At 45.9% G+C, this 16410-nt stretch carries 14 protein-coding genes; 1 reads left to right on the top strand and 13 read right to left on the bottom strand.

The annotated features are described in order from the left end of the window. Positions 1–94 precede the first annotated feature (94 nt). The 13 genes from ABTV53_RS10065 to rpiA form a co-directional block, all read right to left on the bottom strand. Positions 95–1174: a phosphotransferase gene (locus ABTV53_RS10065; RefSeq protein ID WP_433752688.1), complete on the bottom strand. Its 1080-nt coding sequence runs from the start codon at positions 1172–1174 to the stop codon at positions 95–97. A 92-nt stretch (positions 1175–1266) separates the two neighbouring features. Continuing rightward, positions 1267–1893 (bottom strand): GDSL-type esterase/lipase family protein, encoded by a 627-nt coding sequence (locus ABTV53_RS10060; RefSeq protein WP_433752686.1) that lies wholly within the window; start codon positions 1891–1893, stop codon positions 1267–1269. A 198-nt stretch (positions 1894–2091) separates the two neighbouring features. Continuing rightward, positions 2092–5259, bottom strand: coding sequence for an MMPL family transporter (locus ABTV53_RS10055; RefSeq protein ID WP_433752684.1), 3168 nt, complete (start codon positions 5257–5259; stop codon positions 2092–2094). Further along, positions 5256–5714: a MarR family winged helix-turn-helix transcriptional regulator gene (locus ABTV53_RS10050; RefSeq protein ID WP_433752683.1), complete on the bottom strand. Its 459-nt coding sequence runs from the start codon at positions 5712–5714 to the stop codon at positions 5256–5258. Before ABTV53_RS10050 ends, ABTV53_RS10055 begins: the two co-directional genes overlap by 4 nt. A gap of 215 nt (positions 5715–5929) precedes the next feature. Continuing rightward, entirely contained in the window at positions 5930–6367 is a 438-nt protein-coding gene (locus ABTV53_RS10045) for a GNAT family N-acetyltransferase (RefSeq protein WP_433752682.1), read from the bottom strand. Between the two features lie 63 nt (positions 6368–6430). Continuing rightward, the gene (locus ABTV53_RS10040) at positions 6431–7417 is read right to left on the bottom strand and encodes a BadF/BadG/BcrA/BcrD ATPase family protein (RefSeq protein ID WP_433752680.1); all 987 of its coding nucleotides are present in this window, start codon (positions 7415–7417) and stop codon (positions 6431–6433) included. 71 nt (positions 7418–7488) lie between these two features. Next, entirely contained in the window at positions 7489–8202 is a 714-nt protein-coding gene (locus ABTV53_RS10035; RefSeq protein ID WP_433752679.1) for a class I SAM-dependent methyltransferase, read from the bottom strand. Positions 8203–8268: 66 nt separating this feature from the next. Beyond that, positions 8269–9228: an alpha/beta hydrolase gene (locus tag ABTV53_RS10030; protein WP_433752677.1), complete on the bottom strand. Its 960-nt coding sequence runs from the start codon at positions 9226–9228 to the stop codon at positions 8269–8271. A 36-nt stretch (positions 9229–9264) separates the two neighbouring features. After that, on the bottom strand, positions 9265–10974 hold the full coding sequence (locus ABTV53_RS10025) for an ATP-binding protein (protein ID WP_433752675.1): 1710 nt from the start codon (positions 10972–10974) through the stop codon (positions 9265–9267). A 15-nt stretch (positions 10975–10989) separates the two neighbouring features. Then, positions 10990–12078, bottom strand: coding sequence for a cobalamin B12-binding domain-containing protein (locus tag ABTV53_RS10020; protein WP_433752673.1), 1089 nt, complete (start codon positions 12076–12078; stop codon positions 10990–10992). A gap of 285 nt (positions 12079–12363) precedes the next feature. Further along, on the bottom strand, positions 12364–12825 hold the full coding sequence (locus ABTV53_RS10015) for a MarR family winged helix-turn-helix transcriptional regulator (RefSeq protein WP_339241344.1): 462 nt from the start codon (positions 12823–12825) through the stop codon (positions 12364–12366). Positions 12826–12840: 15 nt separating this feature from the next. Next, positions 12841–13440 (bottom strand): GNAT family N-acetyltransferase, encoded by a 600-nt coding sequence (locus ABTV53_RS10010; RefSeq protein ID WP_433752671.1) that lies wholly within the window; start codon positions 13438–13440, stop codon positions 12841–12843. A 25-nt stretch (positions 13441–13465) separates the two neighbouring features. Then, positions 13466–14137 carry a ribose-5-phosphate isomerase RpiA gene (gene rpiA / locus ABTV53_RS10005; RefSeq protein WP_433752669.1) on the bottom strand — a complete coding sequence of 224 codons (672 nt, stop codon included), beginning with the start codon at positions 14135–14137 and terminating at the stop codon, positions 13466–13468. 510 nt (positions 14138–14647) lie between these two features. On the opposite strand from rpiA, the gene ABTV53_RS10000 reads away from it, so the two are divergent. Beyond that, on the top strand, positions 14648–16390 hold the full coding sequence (locus ABTV53_RS10000) for a methyl-accepting chemotaxis protein (RefSeq protein ID WP_433754142.1): 1743 nt from the start codon (positions 14648–14650) through the stop codon (positions 16388–16390). Positions 16391–16410: the final 20 nt, after the last annotated feature.

Here is a 16410-nt window from a genome sequence, read left to right as displayed (position 1 = left end):
GTCATCCGCCATACGCTGTAATTTTCATATATTACTTTTCTAACCAATAAAAGTGCACTGATCTCTGCCCTCATATGAGCAGAAACAGTGCACTTTATTCGTAACAACGATAGTTAAACACCAATATCTCACGTAGTCGTTCTTCATGAAGACGCATCCAGTCCATCCGCTGTTTGAGTTTCACAATCTGCTCCACAGCCACTTCCGGCTCATCTGTACCCTCGAACATGCGACTGATGAAATGCATGACCACATCCAGACTGCGCAGCAAAATCAATCGAGGTATGGCCAGCAACTCTTCCGGTTCCAGGCTGACCTGTTCCCGAAATCCCCTGATCAGTCCCTCCTGTGCCTGCCACATCCAATCTTCACTCTTGTCCATGGTAAGGAGGTCAGACATCGGAACAGCCAGCTCCATTACCCGCAAATCCCATGTCGCAAATTCAAAATCCAAAATGGCACAGATCTCACCATCCTGCTGATCTATCAATACATTCGAGGCATTCACGTCCCCATGAACCAATTGATGCGGCAGATGTTCCATACCACGCAGAGCTTCAAAAAAATCTGGCAGCTCATCTCTCAGTTGCTTCAGCTCATTCGCACATGCGGCCAATTGCTCCGGCGGTGATGTGCATAGCTGTAATAATCGTTCTGGTGAACAGAGCGGATACGCATCCTGAATTCGATAGTATGGTGGATACACAGGTTCAAGTGGTATATCCAGCGTAGCCATAACAGAAGACAGGGACCCCGCCGCTTCACCGAGCCCTATCAATTGATCTGGTGTATGCCAGATGGGATTGACGCCTTCCCTATAATGAAACAGAGTCACAATTTTGGTATGACCAGTGAGGATATCTTTTACAGAAAGGAATGTACCTCCCTCACCAGATAACCGCCTTACAGGTGAAGGTGTATCAAGCTTAAAGTTCGAACGTTGGAGGGCTTCCAACACCTCGTGTTCAAAGGCGATTTTCATCGGATCATTATGTGTTTCATATTGTCTCATGACGTAATTAGTCCCGTCTACGTGCAGCATGTAAGTAGAATTATTCATTCCACCCTTTCCACGCTCGCCTTTCCAACCCGATGTGAAACCAATTAAGGCCAGCACTTCGGATATACGTTGCTGTTCTGAAGGATGGAGGGAACCGGAATCGATGTTTTGCACCAAAAATTAACCCCTTTATCTCACAAAATGGAACTGTCTTCTATTTATCTTAAAGGAAGTCCAACGCTCGGTCTAGTTCTGTTCCAAAGTGATCAAGAGAATGGATAGTATCCAGTTCGATTAAGCTGCTCTGCAATGACACGATATCCTCTTGCATTGGGATGTACTCTGTCCCAGAACAACAGTTCACGCTCACGACCTTCAAATCTGTCATACACCTGGGCACACGCATAGTTGCCTGATCCCGCTCCATTCAAAAACGAATTATATTGGCGCACCCAGTACGCAGCTTCCGTCACTTGTGGGTACGGGTTGTACAATCCGATGGATCGGACCATATACTCATTGCTGCCCTTTAACTGCCGAATGTGCCGCATGATCTGGGATACATTACTGCGGGTTTCTCCTAGCACCTGTGTCATTTTACTGGCATTTGGAATGCCATTACTTGCTTTAAACGTACGAATCAGATCATTCCCGCCAATAGATATGGTAATGATATCCGATTCACGGAGCGATTGCCGCACTCGGGGATGCGAAGAGATCATCTGCAACATCTCCCCCGACGTCAGTCCATTTACGCCCATATTTTCCATGGATACAAACGTACGAACATTCATTTCTGCCATTCGCCGATATAAAGGAACAAAGCCGGTGCCCAGCAACGCTCCTGTACCTACCGTTAATGAATCGCCTATAGCCACGTATCGATATACCATCCCGTCGCCCCTCTCTGCTGTGATTTCTCTGAACAATAATGAACTGCTCTATATCTTATGATGAGTGGCAAGACAAGGCGCGGGATGGTGTCCTTAGGCATGCACCTCTCTTTTGCACAAGATGTGGTTCTTCTATGGAGATAAAAAAAGAAAAAGCCCTGCCGCATAACGCGGCAGAGCCTGATTCATTGCAATACATTACATGCCTATGGTCCGATCCGAATCAACGGAATCTGATTGTTCCTTGTTCGGGAACGGCCACCAGTTGGCCCGGCCAAACATCTTCACCATCACTGGCACGAAGAATGGCAGGAACAGCAGAGAGTACAAGATCAGCCCGCTAAGGACTACTGTAGCAATCTGCATCATCGAGAGAACACCGGATGGATACATGGCAGCAAATGTTCCGCTCAAAATGACCGCTGCAGAGAGGATAACGGTCCCCATGTTCTTCATCGCGTACAACATGGCATCCTGTACTTTCATACCCTTGTTCTCATTGAAACGGTCCATCAGGAAGATGCTATAATCCACACCGAGTGCAATCAGCATAACAAATCCGAAGAACGGAGTAACCCAGCTGATGCCTGCGAATCCGAGGATATTAACAAAGATCACTTCGGTTAATGCCATCGATGTGAAATAAGCCAGTAATAAGGAAACGATCAGATACAATGGCATAATGACCGAGCGAAGCAACACGACCAGAATAATGAATGTACCTGCCAGCATCAGCATTACAGTACGTGTATAGTCGTTATTCGAGATCTCTTGCAGATCTGCAAACGTACTGGTAACTCCGCCAATGGCGATGTCTGCTTTTTCAAGCGTACTGCCTTGTACTGCACGATGTACAGCCGCTTCAATGTCAGGAACACGATCAATGGCTTCTGTGCCGTATGGATTCTCGGCAAAAATAACATCAATCGTCATCGTTTTTCGATCTTTGGACAGATACGTATCAAATACCTGTTTGAAGTCTTTGTTACTCAGTGCTTCTTCCGGAACGTACCAGCCTGCCAGATCGGAATCTGGTGAATTTTGCAATTGTGTCAGATAGTCCTGTGCGGAATCCAGTCCCCCGGATACCTGTTTAATACCATCTACACTTTGATTCAATCCATCCGTCAGTTGTGTCAGCTGTCCACTCAGATCCGAGAAGCCTTGCTGAATTTTCTCCTGACCACCCTGAAGCTGGCCAAGTCCGTTCTGTATGGAAGGTATCTCTTTAATCACTTTACCTTGACCATCAGCAGCCTGTTTAAGACCTGTCTCAAGCTGACTGATTCCCGTTACAATCTGTCCTAGACCATCGGCAAGAGCCTTCTGTCCGGCGGCTGCGGAGGCAAAACCTTCATTGGCCTGATTAATTCCAGCAGCGGCTTCTCCCAACTTGGTCTGAATCTGACCCAAACCTTGCGCGAGCTGCGCTGTACCAGAACCTGTTTCACCGATCGTACCTTTGATACGCTGGTAATCAGCATCTTGCTGTAACTCAGGATATCGCTCTTCAAGTGCTGTGAAAGATTCGGAAAGACTGGTCAAGGCCGTTGAGACCCCACTTAGTTGTTGCTCCAGTTCACGAGTTCCTTCTCCCAGAGCAGCGACACCCGCTCCCGCCTGACGATAGGCTTCAAGTAACTGATTGTTCGCCTGCGCAAGTTGATCTGCACTCGTTTTGGCTTGCTGAAGTCCGGCTTTCAGATCCCCCGCACCTGCGGAACCATCTCGAATCCCTTTTTCGATCTGCCCAAGCCCCTCACTAAGTTGCCTGATACCCGATTGCAACTGGGAAGTTCCTTTGGTAAGTTCCCCTGCTCCATCGGCAGCTTCTTTTAATTGTGGTTCATTTTTACTTAGCTGACTGCTGGCTTCACTCAGGCCATCACGGATTTTGTCCAGACCCGTCTTGCCTTCACCCAGTCCATCCGATAATGTTCCCACTTGCTGTGTAACTTCAAAATCTTTAATCTCATCACCCGTAGGTCGTGTCATACTGCGGACACCAGAGACTCCGGCTACTTTCTCTACTTCCCGGCTAATTTTCTCGGCAACGGCCATATACTTCGCATTATCCATCGCTTCATCGTTCTGAATGACGATCTGACCTGGCAGCGATTCACCCGGACCGAAGCTGTCGGAGATAATGTTGAATGCTTTTACGGAGTCATATTTCTCACCAATCTCATCGAGACTGTTGAACGATAGTTTACCATCGTAGGTTGCCAGTAGAGGCACACAGACTGCTGCAACGATGAGCAGTGCAGCCCATGGACGTTTCAGCGAGAAGCGACCAGCTGCACCATAGATCTTGCTCTCGGCATGTTCCAGTGATCCCTTCGACGGCCAGAATAACTTCTTGCCCAGCACCGCCATGAAGAATGGAACGATCGTCACCAAGGCAAGCATCATCACAGCAATACCCACAGCTACGGCAACTGCAGAGCGGTACAACATAAACTGTGCAAAGCCGATCGCAATGAATCCAACCAGCACGGCAAGTGCGGAGAAGAGTACCGTTTTACCCGCAGTACGATAGGTTGCAATAATGGCATCCCATGTATTCTCATGATGAGCAAGCTCTTCCTTGAACCGACTGATCAGCAGGATGCAGTAATCTGTACCGATCCCGAACATGACGGCGACCATGAAGATCTGTGTAAACGTCGATATCGGGAAGTCAACTCCATCCACGAGGAATGCAACAATCTGTTGCGATACAATGTAACTGATCCCCACCGTCAGCAGCGGTACAAACGGAGCTACAAACGAACGGAAGACCAGGAACAGAATGAGTAAAATAAAGACAACTGTAATATATTCCGATTTCTTAAGCCCCTCTTGGGAACTTTCAATGGTATCCTCGTCAATCAGACCTTTACCGGTTATGTAGTGCTCCACATTGACGGTCTTCAATGTTTCATTCAGATCTTCCCGCATTTCCTTGACCGTGCGATCCCCCTGATCAATGGATAGCGATGTTAGAATGGTTTTGCCGTCAGCCGAGATCATCTTCTCGGACAATTCAGGCTGAGAGAAAGGTTCCAGAATGGACAGAATGCCCAGCTTCTCCTTGTCGGCCTCCAATTGCTTAATGGCCTTCTCTGCCTCTTGTTTCCCCGTGGTGCCGAGACCATCGGGATTATGGAATACAAGGGCAATCTGGCTACCCTGCTGTTCTCCCTCTTGTGCTGCAGCTTCATTCAAAATCGCTGCTGCCTGGGTGGAAGAGTAACCTTCAGGAACTGAAAACTGCCCTTTTTCCCGAATCAGTTCACTCATGTTAGGGGCAGTAAACATCAATACGGCAGCTACAACTACCCATAACCCCATCAACCACCATCGTGCTTTCAATATCGTTCTCATTCGTTCTCCTGTCCTCCTTCATGCGATAACAAAGCTGCAAGCTTCTCGAAAGATTCAATGAAATTACGAACCTCTTCCGGCGTAAAATGAACCAGATACGGCTCCAGAATCTGCTGTATTTCCTGTTCTGTCTCTCTGTATACCTGGCTTCCGGTCTCTGTCAGAGTCAAATACACGACCCTGCGATCACGTTCATCTCCGGCCCGATGGACCAGATCGCGATCCACCAGCTTGTTAACCAAAGCAGTAATGCTGCTCTTGCCGATGCACAGAAGCTCTGCAAGATCAGAGGGCGTACAAGACTGCTTCTCATTAATGAGTCGAAGTGAACAGAACTGATCCATCGTCAAAATCTGCCCTACACGTTCACGTATCTGGGTATCGAACCGTTTGGTTACCAGGAAAGAAGCATCCAAATAGCGGTTAACCAAACTTCCAGCATCCGGTGTGTTCATTCATCATTCTCCTTTCGCAATATAGTTCACTTAACGAACTATTCTGTTGTGAAACTATTCTATAATGAAACTATATTGAAAATCAATACTTTTTTCCTGCTTTTTTGATAAAAACAACAAAAAAACAGGACGTCCGACTCAGCTGATTGCCAAATCCAACATCCTGTAATGCGTATGCTCTATATATTTTATAAAGTAGTAGAATGCATCAAGTATTACTCTTCGTTTGTATCTTCCTCTTTTTCAAGCACACAACGAAACCGCTCTACACCTGGATACAGTTCGCCCAGACTATATACGACGAATCCCGTATTCCGGTAAAACTCCACGGCATCCAGCTCGGTCTCTGCAATCAAAGTATCAGGATTGTATTTTTCCAGCAGTTGTGAAATCATGCCCCGACCATAATTTTTGAATCGATTCTCCGGCAGAACCGCAATATGGTGGATGGTAATCTCGCTGGAACCAGTATGCTCATAACCGACCAGACCAATCAATTGCTCCTCTGCTTCGTATCCGGCCAGACACAGTTTGTCATTCTCTACATATTGTTTCAACGCACGTTTCAGATGATCCGGATCAGGAAAGACCGAGTAAGATAACAGCTCCTGCACTACCGGCTCTTCTATGCGTGATTTCAAATTAATTAACACCCTTATTCCTCCTATACCTTGCTTGTTTCCGTTATCGTATTGTAGTCGTTAACCTCTAAAAGTTCAAGTCGTATGCCGATTCAGCTCCGATTGAAGCATAGTCGGGATGTTATCCGATATGTTGATCTGCGCCAAATGATAGGCATCCAGCAGTGCGCCCCCAACTGCCGGCAAGTTACTGGTTATGTATTGAATTCTTTTCCCTTCAGGCTTATAGGCAGCATCCAGCCCTTTCTGCACTGCCCCCACCATATATGGTGAACTCAGACAACTTCCAGTCATCGCCATGGATACCATTGGCTGATCGAAACAGGTTGCCAGCATGAGGATTCCCACAACAGCCGTTTCCGCAGCCGAGTCGCACACCCTAACTGCGAGGGGAATATTCCGATCAGCAGCTTCAGTCACCATAGACGCCATCTGACCAAACTTCCGGTTGGTCGCCTGTGTATTTTCGGCAAAACCGGCTATCCCCAGCGCAGCAAGCTCTCGAATTGAGGAAACATTCCAATATTTTAACACCTGCTCAATCCATTCTTGATCCTGCAACTCATAACGTCCCGCGAGGATGAAATGCACCGTGTCATAAGCCAAAAACCGTGCTGCTGTCGGCGCATAATGACCGAACTGATCGTTACGGAGCCAAGCGCCCTGTTCCGTTCTGCCAAGGATCAGAGAGCCTGTACCTCCAATGGCGACGATACCTGGCTCACCGTCGAAGGCCGCTGTATGTGCGATGTGCGTATCGTTTACCGCACTGATTCTGCCTGTAATCCCGGTTCGAGCAATTAATGCTTCAGCCCAAAGCGTATCTTCAGGCTTATTCAGACCGGCCATCCCTGCCTGTATAGAGCCGATCTGATCTGGCTTGAGTCCAGCCTGTGTTATGGCCTCATCGATACCTTCCAACACATTTTGCTCCGCATGGATGTCATGATAACGATTGCATCCTCCCTTTTGCACATAGGATAACAGCCTTCCATACTGATCGGCGACAGCCACACGGGTGCGGCTCCCTCCTCCATCCATCCCAATCACATATGTATTCATCCTTGACTATCTCCTCCCCACTTGCTTGAACAATAAAAGTGCCTGGGCTTTACCAGGCACCGGCAGCGAACTTATTGCTTTTGCACAGCAAAACGAAGCAGTTCACAACGAAATTGTGTCGGTTCATCATACTTTTCCTCTTCAATCGTTTGTGTAACATGTTCCTGGAGCAGAATATTCCAGCCTTTGTAGGCATCCTCCAGCAAAGCGATCGCTTCAACTGTCGACAAGTTCAGTTCAATTAATGGCTCAATCTCCTTGCCTGTATTGATCTCTTTCTCCTCCACATTGGTACTCATCGTAATACAATGAATGCCACCTGTTCGAGTTCCCGCTTGTAATCGCTCTAGTGCTTCCATAAAAGCTTGTTTATTCGAAACATGTTCGAGACAAGAACAAGCAGCAATATAATCAAAATAGTTTGGCTCCACAGCATAATGTTCAACATCTGCTTTCACTGCCTGCACGAGATGATCAACCTGATATTCTTTCGCATACTTGCGAAGTCCATCTATAGCCTCGTCCAGCAAATCCACACCGATGACTTCACTGTTCGTTTTTGCAAGACGCTGTGCAATCGGTATCGTATGCCTTCCCACTCCGCATCCCAGATCGAGGACACGCAATTCCTCCTTGTGAGCAAGTAGACGTTCCAGCATATCCATCACCATAGGCATGGGCCTCGACATCCAGGTACCAGAGGCGAATAATTCATTTTTCTGATAGAAATTGGAATGATAACCAGCCTCTGCTTTTCGCGCAGCCTCAAATTGTTCGTTTCCCATCAAGACACCCCCATCAATTAGAAAATGATTTGCATTCTACTTAATACCCAGATTGTCACAAAAAAATCAATTAAAAGCAGACGACAGATTCTTTTTCATAAAGGATTCCAGTGCCGCCTCGTATCCGGTGCGATCGACTTGAAACGCTGTGCCATGACCCGCACGGGGGACGGTCAGCAATTCCTTTTTGGTTGGGCAAGCTTCATACAACCTGTACACCATTTCCGTTGGTACAAACGTATCAGCCTCACCGTGGATGAATAACACGGGAACATTAACTTTGGCAAGCTGCTTGAGAGCCGAAGCCTCTCTGAAGGAATACCCTGCTTTCCACCGGGAGATCAGACTTGTGACAGGTATAAACGGAAATGCAGGAAGCTTGTATAATTGCTTTAACTGGAACGTCAGTTCTTCTTCCACGGATGTATACGCACAATCAGACACAATCGCTTTAACCTGGTTCGGCAGGGCTTCACCACCTGCCATCAGTACGGTTGCCCCTCCCATGGATATGCCGTGTAATATGATTTCCCCTGTTGTACCTACTTTTTCAAGCACCCAGTTGGTCCACTGGACATAATCCTTCCGATCTAACCAGCCAAAACCGATAATATCACCTTCACTCTGTCCATGACCTCGATCATCTGGCATGAGTATGTTATAACCGTGCTTTTCCGCATAAAACCGGGCGAATCCAGCCATTTCTCTGCCTCTACCCGAATAACCATGTGCCAGAATAACCGTCTGATCTGATCCCTTATTGGAACTAAGCCATGTACCATGCAGTCTTAATCCATCATGCGATTGAAGAGACACCTCTTCAATTTCAATAAGCTGAGCATCAAGCCACTTCAGATCGGAAGCACTGCTGATGATTTCATTGTCCGGTTCAGGCATCAGATTCGGATTATCCACCAAAAACGTTTTTGGCGTACGCCGAATGGCGGTTTTGAAAAAATAAAGCCCACCTGTCCACAGAAGAGAAAAAAGGATCAGTATCAGTGCTGAAAGTACGTAGAATAACATGAACGGGTCCTACCCTCTTTCCTTATTAAGATATCTTCAATCTTTACTTACTTGTTGCAGTGACGCACATGCTGCTTGATAGGCGGGTAACAAAGCATCCAGCAAAGGTTCTGCTTTCCGTGATTGACCTTCCTTTGCAAACTGCTCTATTCGGGCAAACAAAGTTGATAAATAACGAATCCCCAGACTCAAACTCCCTGATTTCAGATCATGGGCTACCTCGGTTGCAGCAACATGGTCGCCGGACACAATATGTCTGCGCAGCACCTCAATCTTGCCAGGTGTATCGGTACGATACATGTCCAACAACATACCAAGGAGTGTACGATCGCCATCGGTGTTTAATTCCGCAATCTCATGTACGATGCTCATATTCAGTACCTCTGTTGGTTCGGAGGATTGCTGCCACTTCTCAATCATCTTACTCAGAATTTCTAGCGTAAAGGGTTTGCCAATAAAGTCATTCATCCCGGCTTCCATACACTTGTCTTTCTCTCCCTGCATGACATTACCTGTCATTGCAATAATTGGTGTGGTACGGCGCATTTCGTCCATTTCGATCGAGCGGATTTTGCGTGTTGCCTCCAAACCGTCCATCAATGGCATCATATAGTCCATGAGGATCAAACTGTATTTTTTGCTGTGAAAAGCTGCAACGGCCTCTTCCCCATTCACTACAGCGTCCACTTGGGTTATTCCCAGCTTTTTGAGCTGCAGCATAACAAGCTGCCGGTTGATGACATTATCATCGGCCAGTAATACGGATACAGAAGCAGTTTCATCATGCATAGCCTCCCTCTGATACTCTGGAGTGGAGGTAGCAGACTCATTCACGGCCTGATTAACGTTTTTTTTGCCAAGTGTAAGTTCAAACCAGAATGTTGATCCTTCACCCTCCTGACTGTCTACTCCAATCTGACCTTCCATCAGTGTAACGAGCGACCTGCAGATCGATAATCCAAGGCCTGTTCCTCCATACTCACTTGAGCGTCCTCGTTCAGTTTGCATGTAGGGTTGAAATAACTGGTTCTGATCTTCTTCCGAGATACCAATCCCCGTATCTTCGACTTCAAATCGGATCATTTGTGTGATCTCATCATCTTTCATAAGGGTGACTCGTATCCGCACCGTACCTTCTGATGTGAATTTGTTCGCATTCTGAATTAGATTGATCAGTATCTGTGTAATCCTCGTTGAATCCCCTTCAAGAAGAGTAGAGATTCTGGGGTCACAGTCTATCGATAACTGATTTCCGTTCTTTCTGACTTGGGGTTCGAGCAAACGAACAATATAGTTTATCGTCTCTTGCAGATCCACTTCTCCCCGTTCAAGCCGCATCTGACCCGCCTCAAGTTTGGATAGATCCAGAAGATCCTGAATCAACTTAAGTAGCAGTTTGGCAGCATCCTGTATAACGGAAACCGAAGTCTCCTGTTCATCAGACAAGGGGGACAGCTTAAGCATCTCAGCCATCCCCAATATGCCATTTAAAGGCGTACGAAAATCATGACTGATGCCTGCAATAAATGCGTTTTTGGATTCCCCTGCATCTACTGCCTGCTGACGTGCAGCTTCAAGACTGTTATTGTTCTTCGCAAGCAGACGCTGGAGTGTTACCAGTTCATTGTTCATATCCGAGAATTCCGCGAGTATCCGTTCCTCTTGCTCTTTACTCCGGATCATCTGATCCGATAACTGCTCAATCGTTCTGCGTAACCTCTGTATCTCTCCGTTCTCATTAGACATCACATCATCCCTCTCCTAATCCCTGACCATATCCAGATGATTGCATGTAGCTGGCTGAGCCAATAATTGTTCTGCAACCGCAACTGCCTCATCGGCTCCCGGGGCATAACCGTCGGCTCCTATCGTTTTCCACAAATCCTGATCAATATTAAAAGGATATCCCCCAACCATAATCTTCACATGTGCCGTTGCCGGATGATGACGAATCAGTTGAATCAATTCTTTGGCCAGATGAAGGTGATACGTCATCGTAACTGAAATCGCAACAACATCACCCTGATGGCGCTCTATAGCCTCTACTACACTTCCATTAGGAACATTGGCTCCCAGATAGTGCGTATCCCAACCTTCCATCTCGAACACATCGGTGAGCATACGCAGTCCGATCTCATGTTGTTCACTGCCTACACAGGTAGCCACTAGTTTTTTATCCTGACCCGAATGAATCAACCAGCGAGAATAGAGACGTGATATGAATGACTGGGTCGCTGCTGTACAAAAGTGTTCTTGCCCCACACTGATCCGATGGCATTGCCACAATCGTCCAATTTCATATTGGGTGGGCTGAAAGATATATCGATATATATCACGAATCGTCACCCCAGCTTCCAACTGGGCTTCAATGATCTCGAAGGCGTCTTTCCGTTTATTCTCAAGCAAACACTGCAAGTACGATTGTGCGGCATTTCCATATGGCATGGATTCGTTGATGTAACCCGCCTGTGACTCCATGTGTGTTGTTCTGTATATTCCCATCTCCAAATATTTGAGCAGAAGCTCCTTTGACGGATGGTCAAATTCTTCTTCCAACGTCTCTTTGATGAGATTGAGATTAATCGCCAGGTCTTCTGGTGATACCTTATAACCTTCAAGTAGAACTTTCAGCCAGGCAATATAATGCGTAAATAGACCTGGACTCTGTACGAGCACACTTTCTGCCAAATAGTTCAAGCTATACTGGGAATCCTGTTTGGTTCGCATTTTGCCGTTCTCACCAAATCGCTCAAGTAAATCGGGCTGTCTAAGATACTGTTTCTCCGTTATTTTATCAGCTAAGTCCCCCGATTCCTGGAGTAAACGTTCGCCTGCTTCCTGATGACTCATCGATGCACCTCTCCTCTACCCGCATCACATCTCCATCATCATTCGTGACTAATCCAGAATGAGATCGATGTGAACCAACTTGCAATTGGGATAGGTTCTTCAACTTGATCAAAACCTGCCATTCCGTTCCTAATCGCTCTGTTCTATTATACATGAACTTTGGATGATCATGTTTTACACACGATGAATGTATAGAACAATCTTCCTATATTATGAAGGGCCTTGCAAGTCAGTCAGCCAGTATAAGCCTGTACTTTTCGAGTTCCACAAAAAAACTGACCTGCGTTATGAACGCAAGTCAGTTTTCCCTTCTGCCGCCAGTCCCAGCTTCTTCAACATCCGAATCGCATCCACTTTCTCGGAAGGATCGAGTCCTTCCAAAGCATCAATGATGACCTGATGGTGTTGAGGAAATATTTGTGTGAACAATTCTCTTCCTTCATCGGTTAACTCCGCATAAATGACACGCCGATCTTCCTTGGATGGTCGACGAAACAGCAGATTTTTATTTTGCAACTTATCTACAACGTACGTAATATTACCACTGGACATTAGCACTTTTTCACCAATCTTTTGCAATGCCTGCGGTCCCTTATGATATAACAAATCAAGCACACCAAATTCTGTCGTATTCAGTCCGTGACTCTGGATGTCCCGATTGGAACGTGAGGTCACAGAATTGTAGGCCCGAACAAGAACCACGAATAATTGTAAAGACAGTTCCCGGTTGTCCTCCGTGTTCAGCATTTCAATAATCCTCCATCAGTTGTTTACATTTCGGCTCGTATGAGGGGTCAGCTTCTGCTCCCACTCCTCACGGAGCATTCCCATACGAATTGAATCATAGTACTGCCCGCGAACGATACGACACTTCCGCATTCGCCCCTCCACCTGTAATCCGGCTTTCACTGCCGCACGCATCATTCGTTCATTACCAGACCAAGTAGTCAATCCAACCCGAACCAAAGGCAGCTGTTCGAACAAATGACTTGACCACATGACAAGTGAGCGTGTGCCAACCCCGCGTCCCCACTGGACAGATCTGTATATTACAATCCCCATTTCCAGCCACATGGATAACTCATCTTCTATGTAATAGCTGATTGTACCCACAATTTGTCTGTCGGATTCAATAATACGGATCGATACGGGTTTGGAATCGCCTGGATCTACGTACATACGTTTGAGCATACCTTGTTCGAAACTTTCATAACTTTCGTGTTTAAGTGGGTAATAGGGTGCATCCCATTGCTTCCATTCAGGTTCGTCATCACTGTAGATCAATTCATAGAGTTCTTTCAGATCCTGTTTCTCTACACACCTGAGTACAAGTTCTCCATCAACGATTGGTAGTTCTTTCATACGATGAAAAGCCCCCACTTCCATATTAAGAACGATGAAGCTCTTCGATACTTCCGTCCGCATTGGCAAGAATGACTGTACTAGCCATATCAACAAATAGCCCGTTATCAACCACACCTGGTAACATGTTCAATTGAACATTAAGGTCAGCAGCGTGCTCAATCGCCTCCAAGTGGCAATCCGCTATCAGGTTTCCGTTATCTGTCAGATAACGTTGCTGTCCATCCATCCGCCAATGTGGTTGACACCCCAATTTTTCGAGCGCCTGGAAGGTCCACTCAGAAGCAAATGGAACAACCTCAACGGGAAGCGGGAATTTTCCCAACTTTTGCACGGCTTTGCTGCCATCCGCTACAATAATCAATTTGTCACTATTGGCCGCCACGATTTTCTCGCGCAAAAGAGCCCCCCCACCGCCTTTAATCAGGTTAAAATCGGGATCTACTTCATCAGCGCCATCAATGGTCAGATCCAGACGTCCAATCTGGTCGAATGGGACGATGGGAATCCCCCATTCACGGGCAAGCTTGTCCGAAGCCTCTGAAGTGGCAACCGCTTGAATGTTCAATCCGTCACGTACCCGCTCACCGATTCGGCAGATGGCATAATAAGCTGTTGAACCTGTACCCAATCCAACCTTCATTCCATCTTCAACATATTCTGCCGCACGCTCTGCTGCTATCTGTTTAAGATTCATCTATAAACCCCCGCTGCTCATAATTTGAGAAATGCATATGTAGTTATTATAGATAAAACCGCTTCCGATGTATATCCGTGCCTTCTGTTGCATCTTTGTCATCCTATTTTTGTTTTGTTGAAGGATGTATTTTTACCCACCATGTTATAGAATACAGAATAGAGCTAAAAAATGGGAAATTTTAAAATAAACAGTTCTAAATACCTATAAACCATCTGATATGTCCATAAATACGTAAAATATTAAAAAAAATTTAACGTTACTATTCAATTTAACGACATTTTATACGACATATTAATTATAGATGTGTTTTAATAATTAGACACCTATGGTTCATACGGTACATAAGTCTCTACGAAAGCGACTGATAAACCAAGACCATGGTCGCATAAATTTCCTTTGGAGGGGATCACGGAATGATCTAGTTCACTGTACCAAAGCAACACTAAAGTTTCTTAATTTAAAGAAGATCAGGAGTGGAATTTAGTGAAATCATTAAGTTGGAAAAGCATGTCGTTTTTCTCCAAAAATTTGTTACTCTCATTTACCAATATCGTTATCATCGGGGTAGCACTTATCGCAAGCAGTTACTATTTTCAGAAAACAGTTCTTGTTGATCAACTGCATGGACAGGTGGAACAAATCACCAAGAAATGGGCTGAAGATATCAATCCTGCCGAGGTACAAGCTGCTATTGCGGAAGGTAGCTATGATGGAGCAACACAAACGAAATTACGAGCGTATTTCGATGAAATGCAAGAATATTATCCTAACATTGCACAAGCCTACATCTTCGGTGTTGAGCTCGGTGGCGATAACAAGAGATTAACTTCCCTTGTAGCGATGCCGACCAACCTAAGAGAGGCTTTTCAAAGTGAGAACGTAAATATTGGTGACATGTATGAGCAGCCGGTCGTTGTAGCCAATGCACTGAAAGAAATGCTTAATACAGATCGCCCAACATTCACCACATTCTATTCCGATGATTTCGGAACATGGACAACCATTGCATATCCAATCAAAGACAGTAACGGTAAGATTTTCTCCTATTTTGCCATTGATGCAGATGCATCTGCCGTACCCGCAGGACTTAACTCCTTGCTCAAAAACGGAATTATCATCCTTGTGGCCTTCTTGCTGTTATTCCTGATTATCCAATACCTTGTCGTTAAAAACACACTCTCCCCTATCCGTCACTTGATCAAAGGAATTGATGACGTCAGTCGGGGTAATTTGAATGTCAACATTCCGACAGGCAAAGACGATCTGGGACTCGTGAATGAGAAGTTCAACACCATGGTTCGCAAAATCAACGATACTATTGTTAAAGTGCAAATCACATCACAAGAAGTGAATCAATCTGCCAAAGAACTCTATGAGGTTTCCGAACGAAATAGTGAAAATGCAGATTCTATCAATAACAACGTGACTCAAATCACTTCAAATATTCGTTCACAGGAACAGGCGACCCGGGATAGTGCACGTGCCATGGCCGAGATGGCTACCGTAATCCAGACGATTGCCAGCAGTTCGGCAAGTGTAGCGGATGAAGCCTATGAAATGGAACGTCGTTCACAACAAGGTAACAGCGTTGTCCGTCAGGTCTCCGAACAGATGAATCTGATTACGGAATCGGTGAAGAATACCGCTTCTGCCATTGAGGTTCTGGAGAGTCGTTCACAGGAAATCGGTGATATCCTCAATATCATCTCGGGCATTTCCAGCCAGACCAACTTGCTTGCCCTTAATGCCTCCATCGAAGCAGCACGTGTTGGTGAAGAAGGAAGAGGATTTGCAGTTGTTGCAGGTGAAGTACGCAAACTTGCCGAGCAGTCTGAACAAGCGACCAGCCAGGTTGGCGTACTGATCCAAGAGATTCAAGCTGGAATCAAACAAGCTGTACGTGCTATGGAACAAGGTACGTCAGAAGTAGATACAGGGCTAAACGTAGCCGATCAAACAGGGCAACTGTTCGAAGATATTTTAGAAGCGGCCAAAAAAGTATCTAATCAGATTCAGGAAGTATCCAGCGCGACGGAAGAAATCTCTGCGGGTACGGAAGAAATGACAGCTACAGCAGAGGACTTGTCTTCAAGCGTAAGCAAGACAGCAAACAGCAGTGAACAAATTTCCTCATCTGTTGATGAGCAAAAAGCATCGTTGATTACACTGGTAGACTCCTCCACACGCCTTAACAGCATGTCTGAGGAACTGCAAGAACTGATCTCTCATTTCAATGTAAGCAAACAATAATTCAAATCCACAAACATTCG

The sequence above is a fragment of the Paenibacillus amylolyticus genome (assembly GCF_050990605.1).
GTDB lineage: Bacteria > Bacillota > Bacilli > Paenibacillales > Paenibacillaceae > Paenibacillus > Paenibacillus amylolyticus_H.
Note: the sequence above shows the minus strand (reverse complement) of the source record. Positions and strands in the feature narration are given on the sequence as shown.

Excerpts from the sequence above, each read along its gene's own strand:
- ABTV53_RS10010 (WP_433752671.1), bottom strand. The coding sequence starts at position 13,440 with ATGAAAGAACTACCAATCGTTGATGGAGAACTTGTACTCAGGTGTGTA.
- ABTV53_RS10050 (WP_433752683.1), bottom strand. The coding sequence starts at position 5,714 with ATGAACACACCGGATGCTGGAAGTTTGGTTAACCGCTATTTGGATGCT.
- ABTV53_RS10030 (WP_433752677.1), bottom strand. The coding sequence starts at position 9,228 with ATGTTATTCTACGTACTTTCAGCACTGATACTGATCCTTTTTTCTCTT.
- ABTV53_RS10060 (WP_433752686.1), bottom strand. The coding sequence starts at position 1,893 with ATGGTATATCGATACGTGGCTATAGGCGATTCATTAACGGTAGGTACA.
- ABTV53_RS10015 (WP_339241344.1), bottom strand. The coding sequence starts at position 12,825 with ATGCTGAACACGGAGGACAACCGGGAACTGTCTTTACAATTATTCGTG.
- ABTV53_RS10000 (WP_433754142.1), top strand. The coding sequence starts at position 14,648 with ATGTCGTTTTTCTCCAAAAATTTGTTACTCTCATTTACCAATATCGTT.
- ABTV53_RS10025 (WP_433752675.1), bottom strand. The coding sequence starts at position 10,974 with ATGTCTAATGAGAACGGAGAGATACAGAGGTTACGCAGAACGATTGAG.
- ABTV53_RS10055 (WP_433752684.1), bottom strand. The coding sequence starts at position 5,259 with ATGAGAACGATATTGAAAGCACGATGGTGGTTGATGGGGTTATGGGTA.
- ABTV53_RS10040 (WP_433752680.1), bottom strand. The coding sequence starts at position 7,417 with ATGAATACATATGTGATTGGGATGGATGGAGGAGGGAGCCGCACCCGT.
- rpiA (WP_433752669.1), bottom strand. The coding sequence starts at position 14,137 with ATGAATCTTAAACAGATAGCAGCAGAGCGTGCGGCAGAATATGTTGAA.
- ABTV53_RS10035 (WP_433752679.1), bottom strand. The coding sequence starts at position 8,202 with ATGGGAAACGAACAATTTGAGGCTGCGCGAAAAGCAGAGGCTGGTTAT.
- ABTV53_RS10020 (WP_433752673.1), bottom strand. The coding sequence starts at position 12,078 with ATGAGTCATCAGGAAGCAGGCGAACGTTTACTCCAGGAATCGGGGGAC.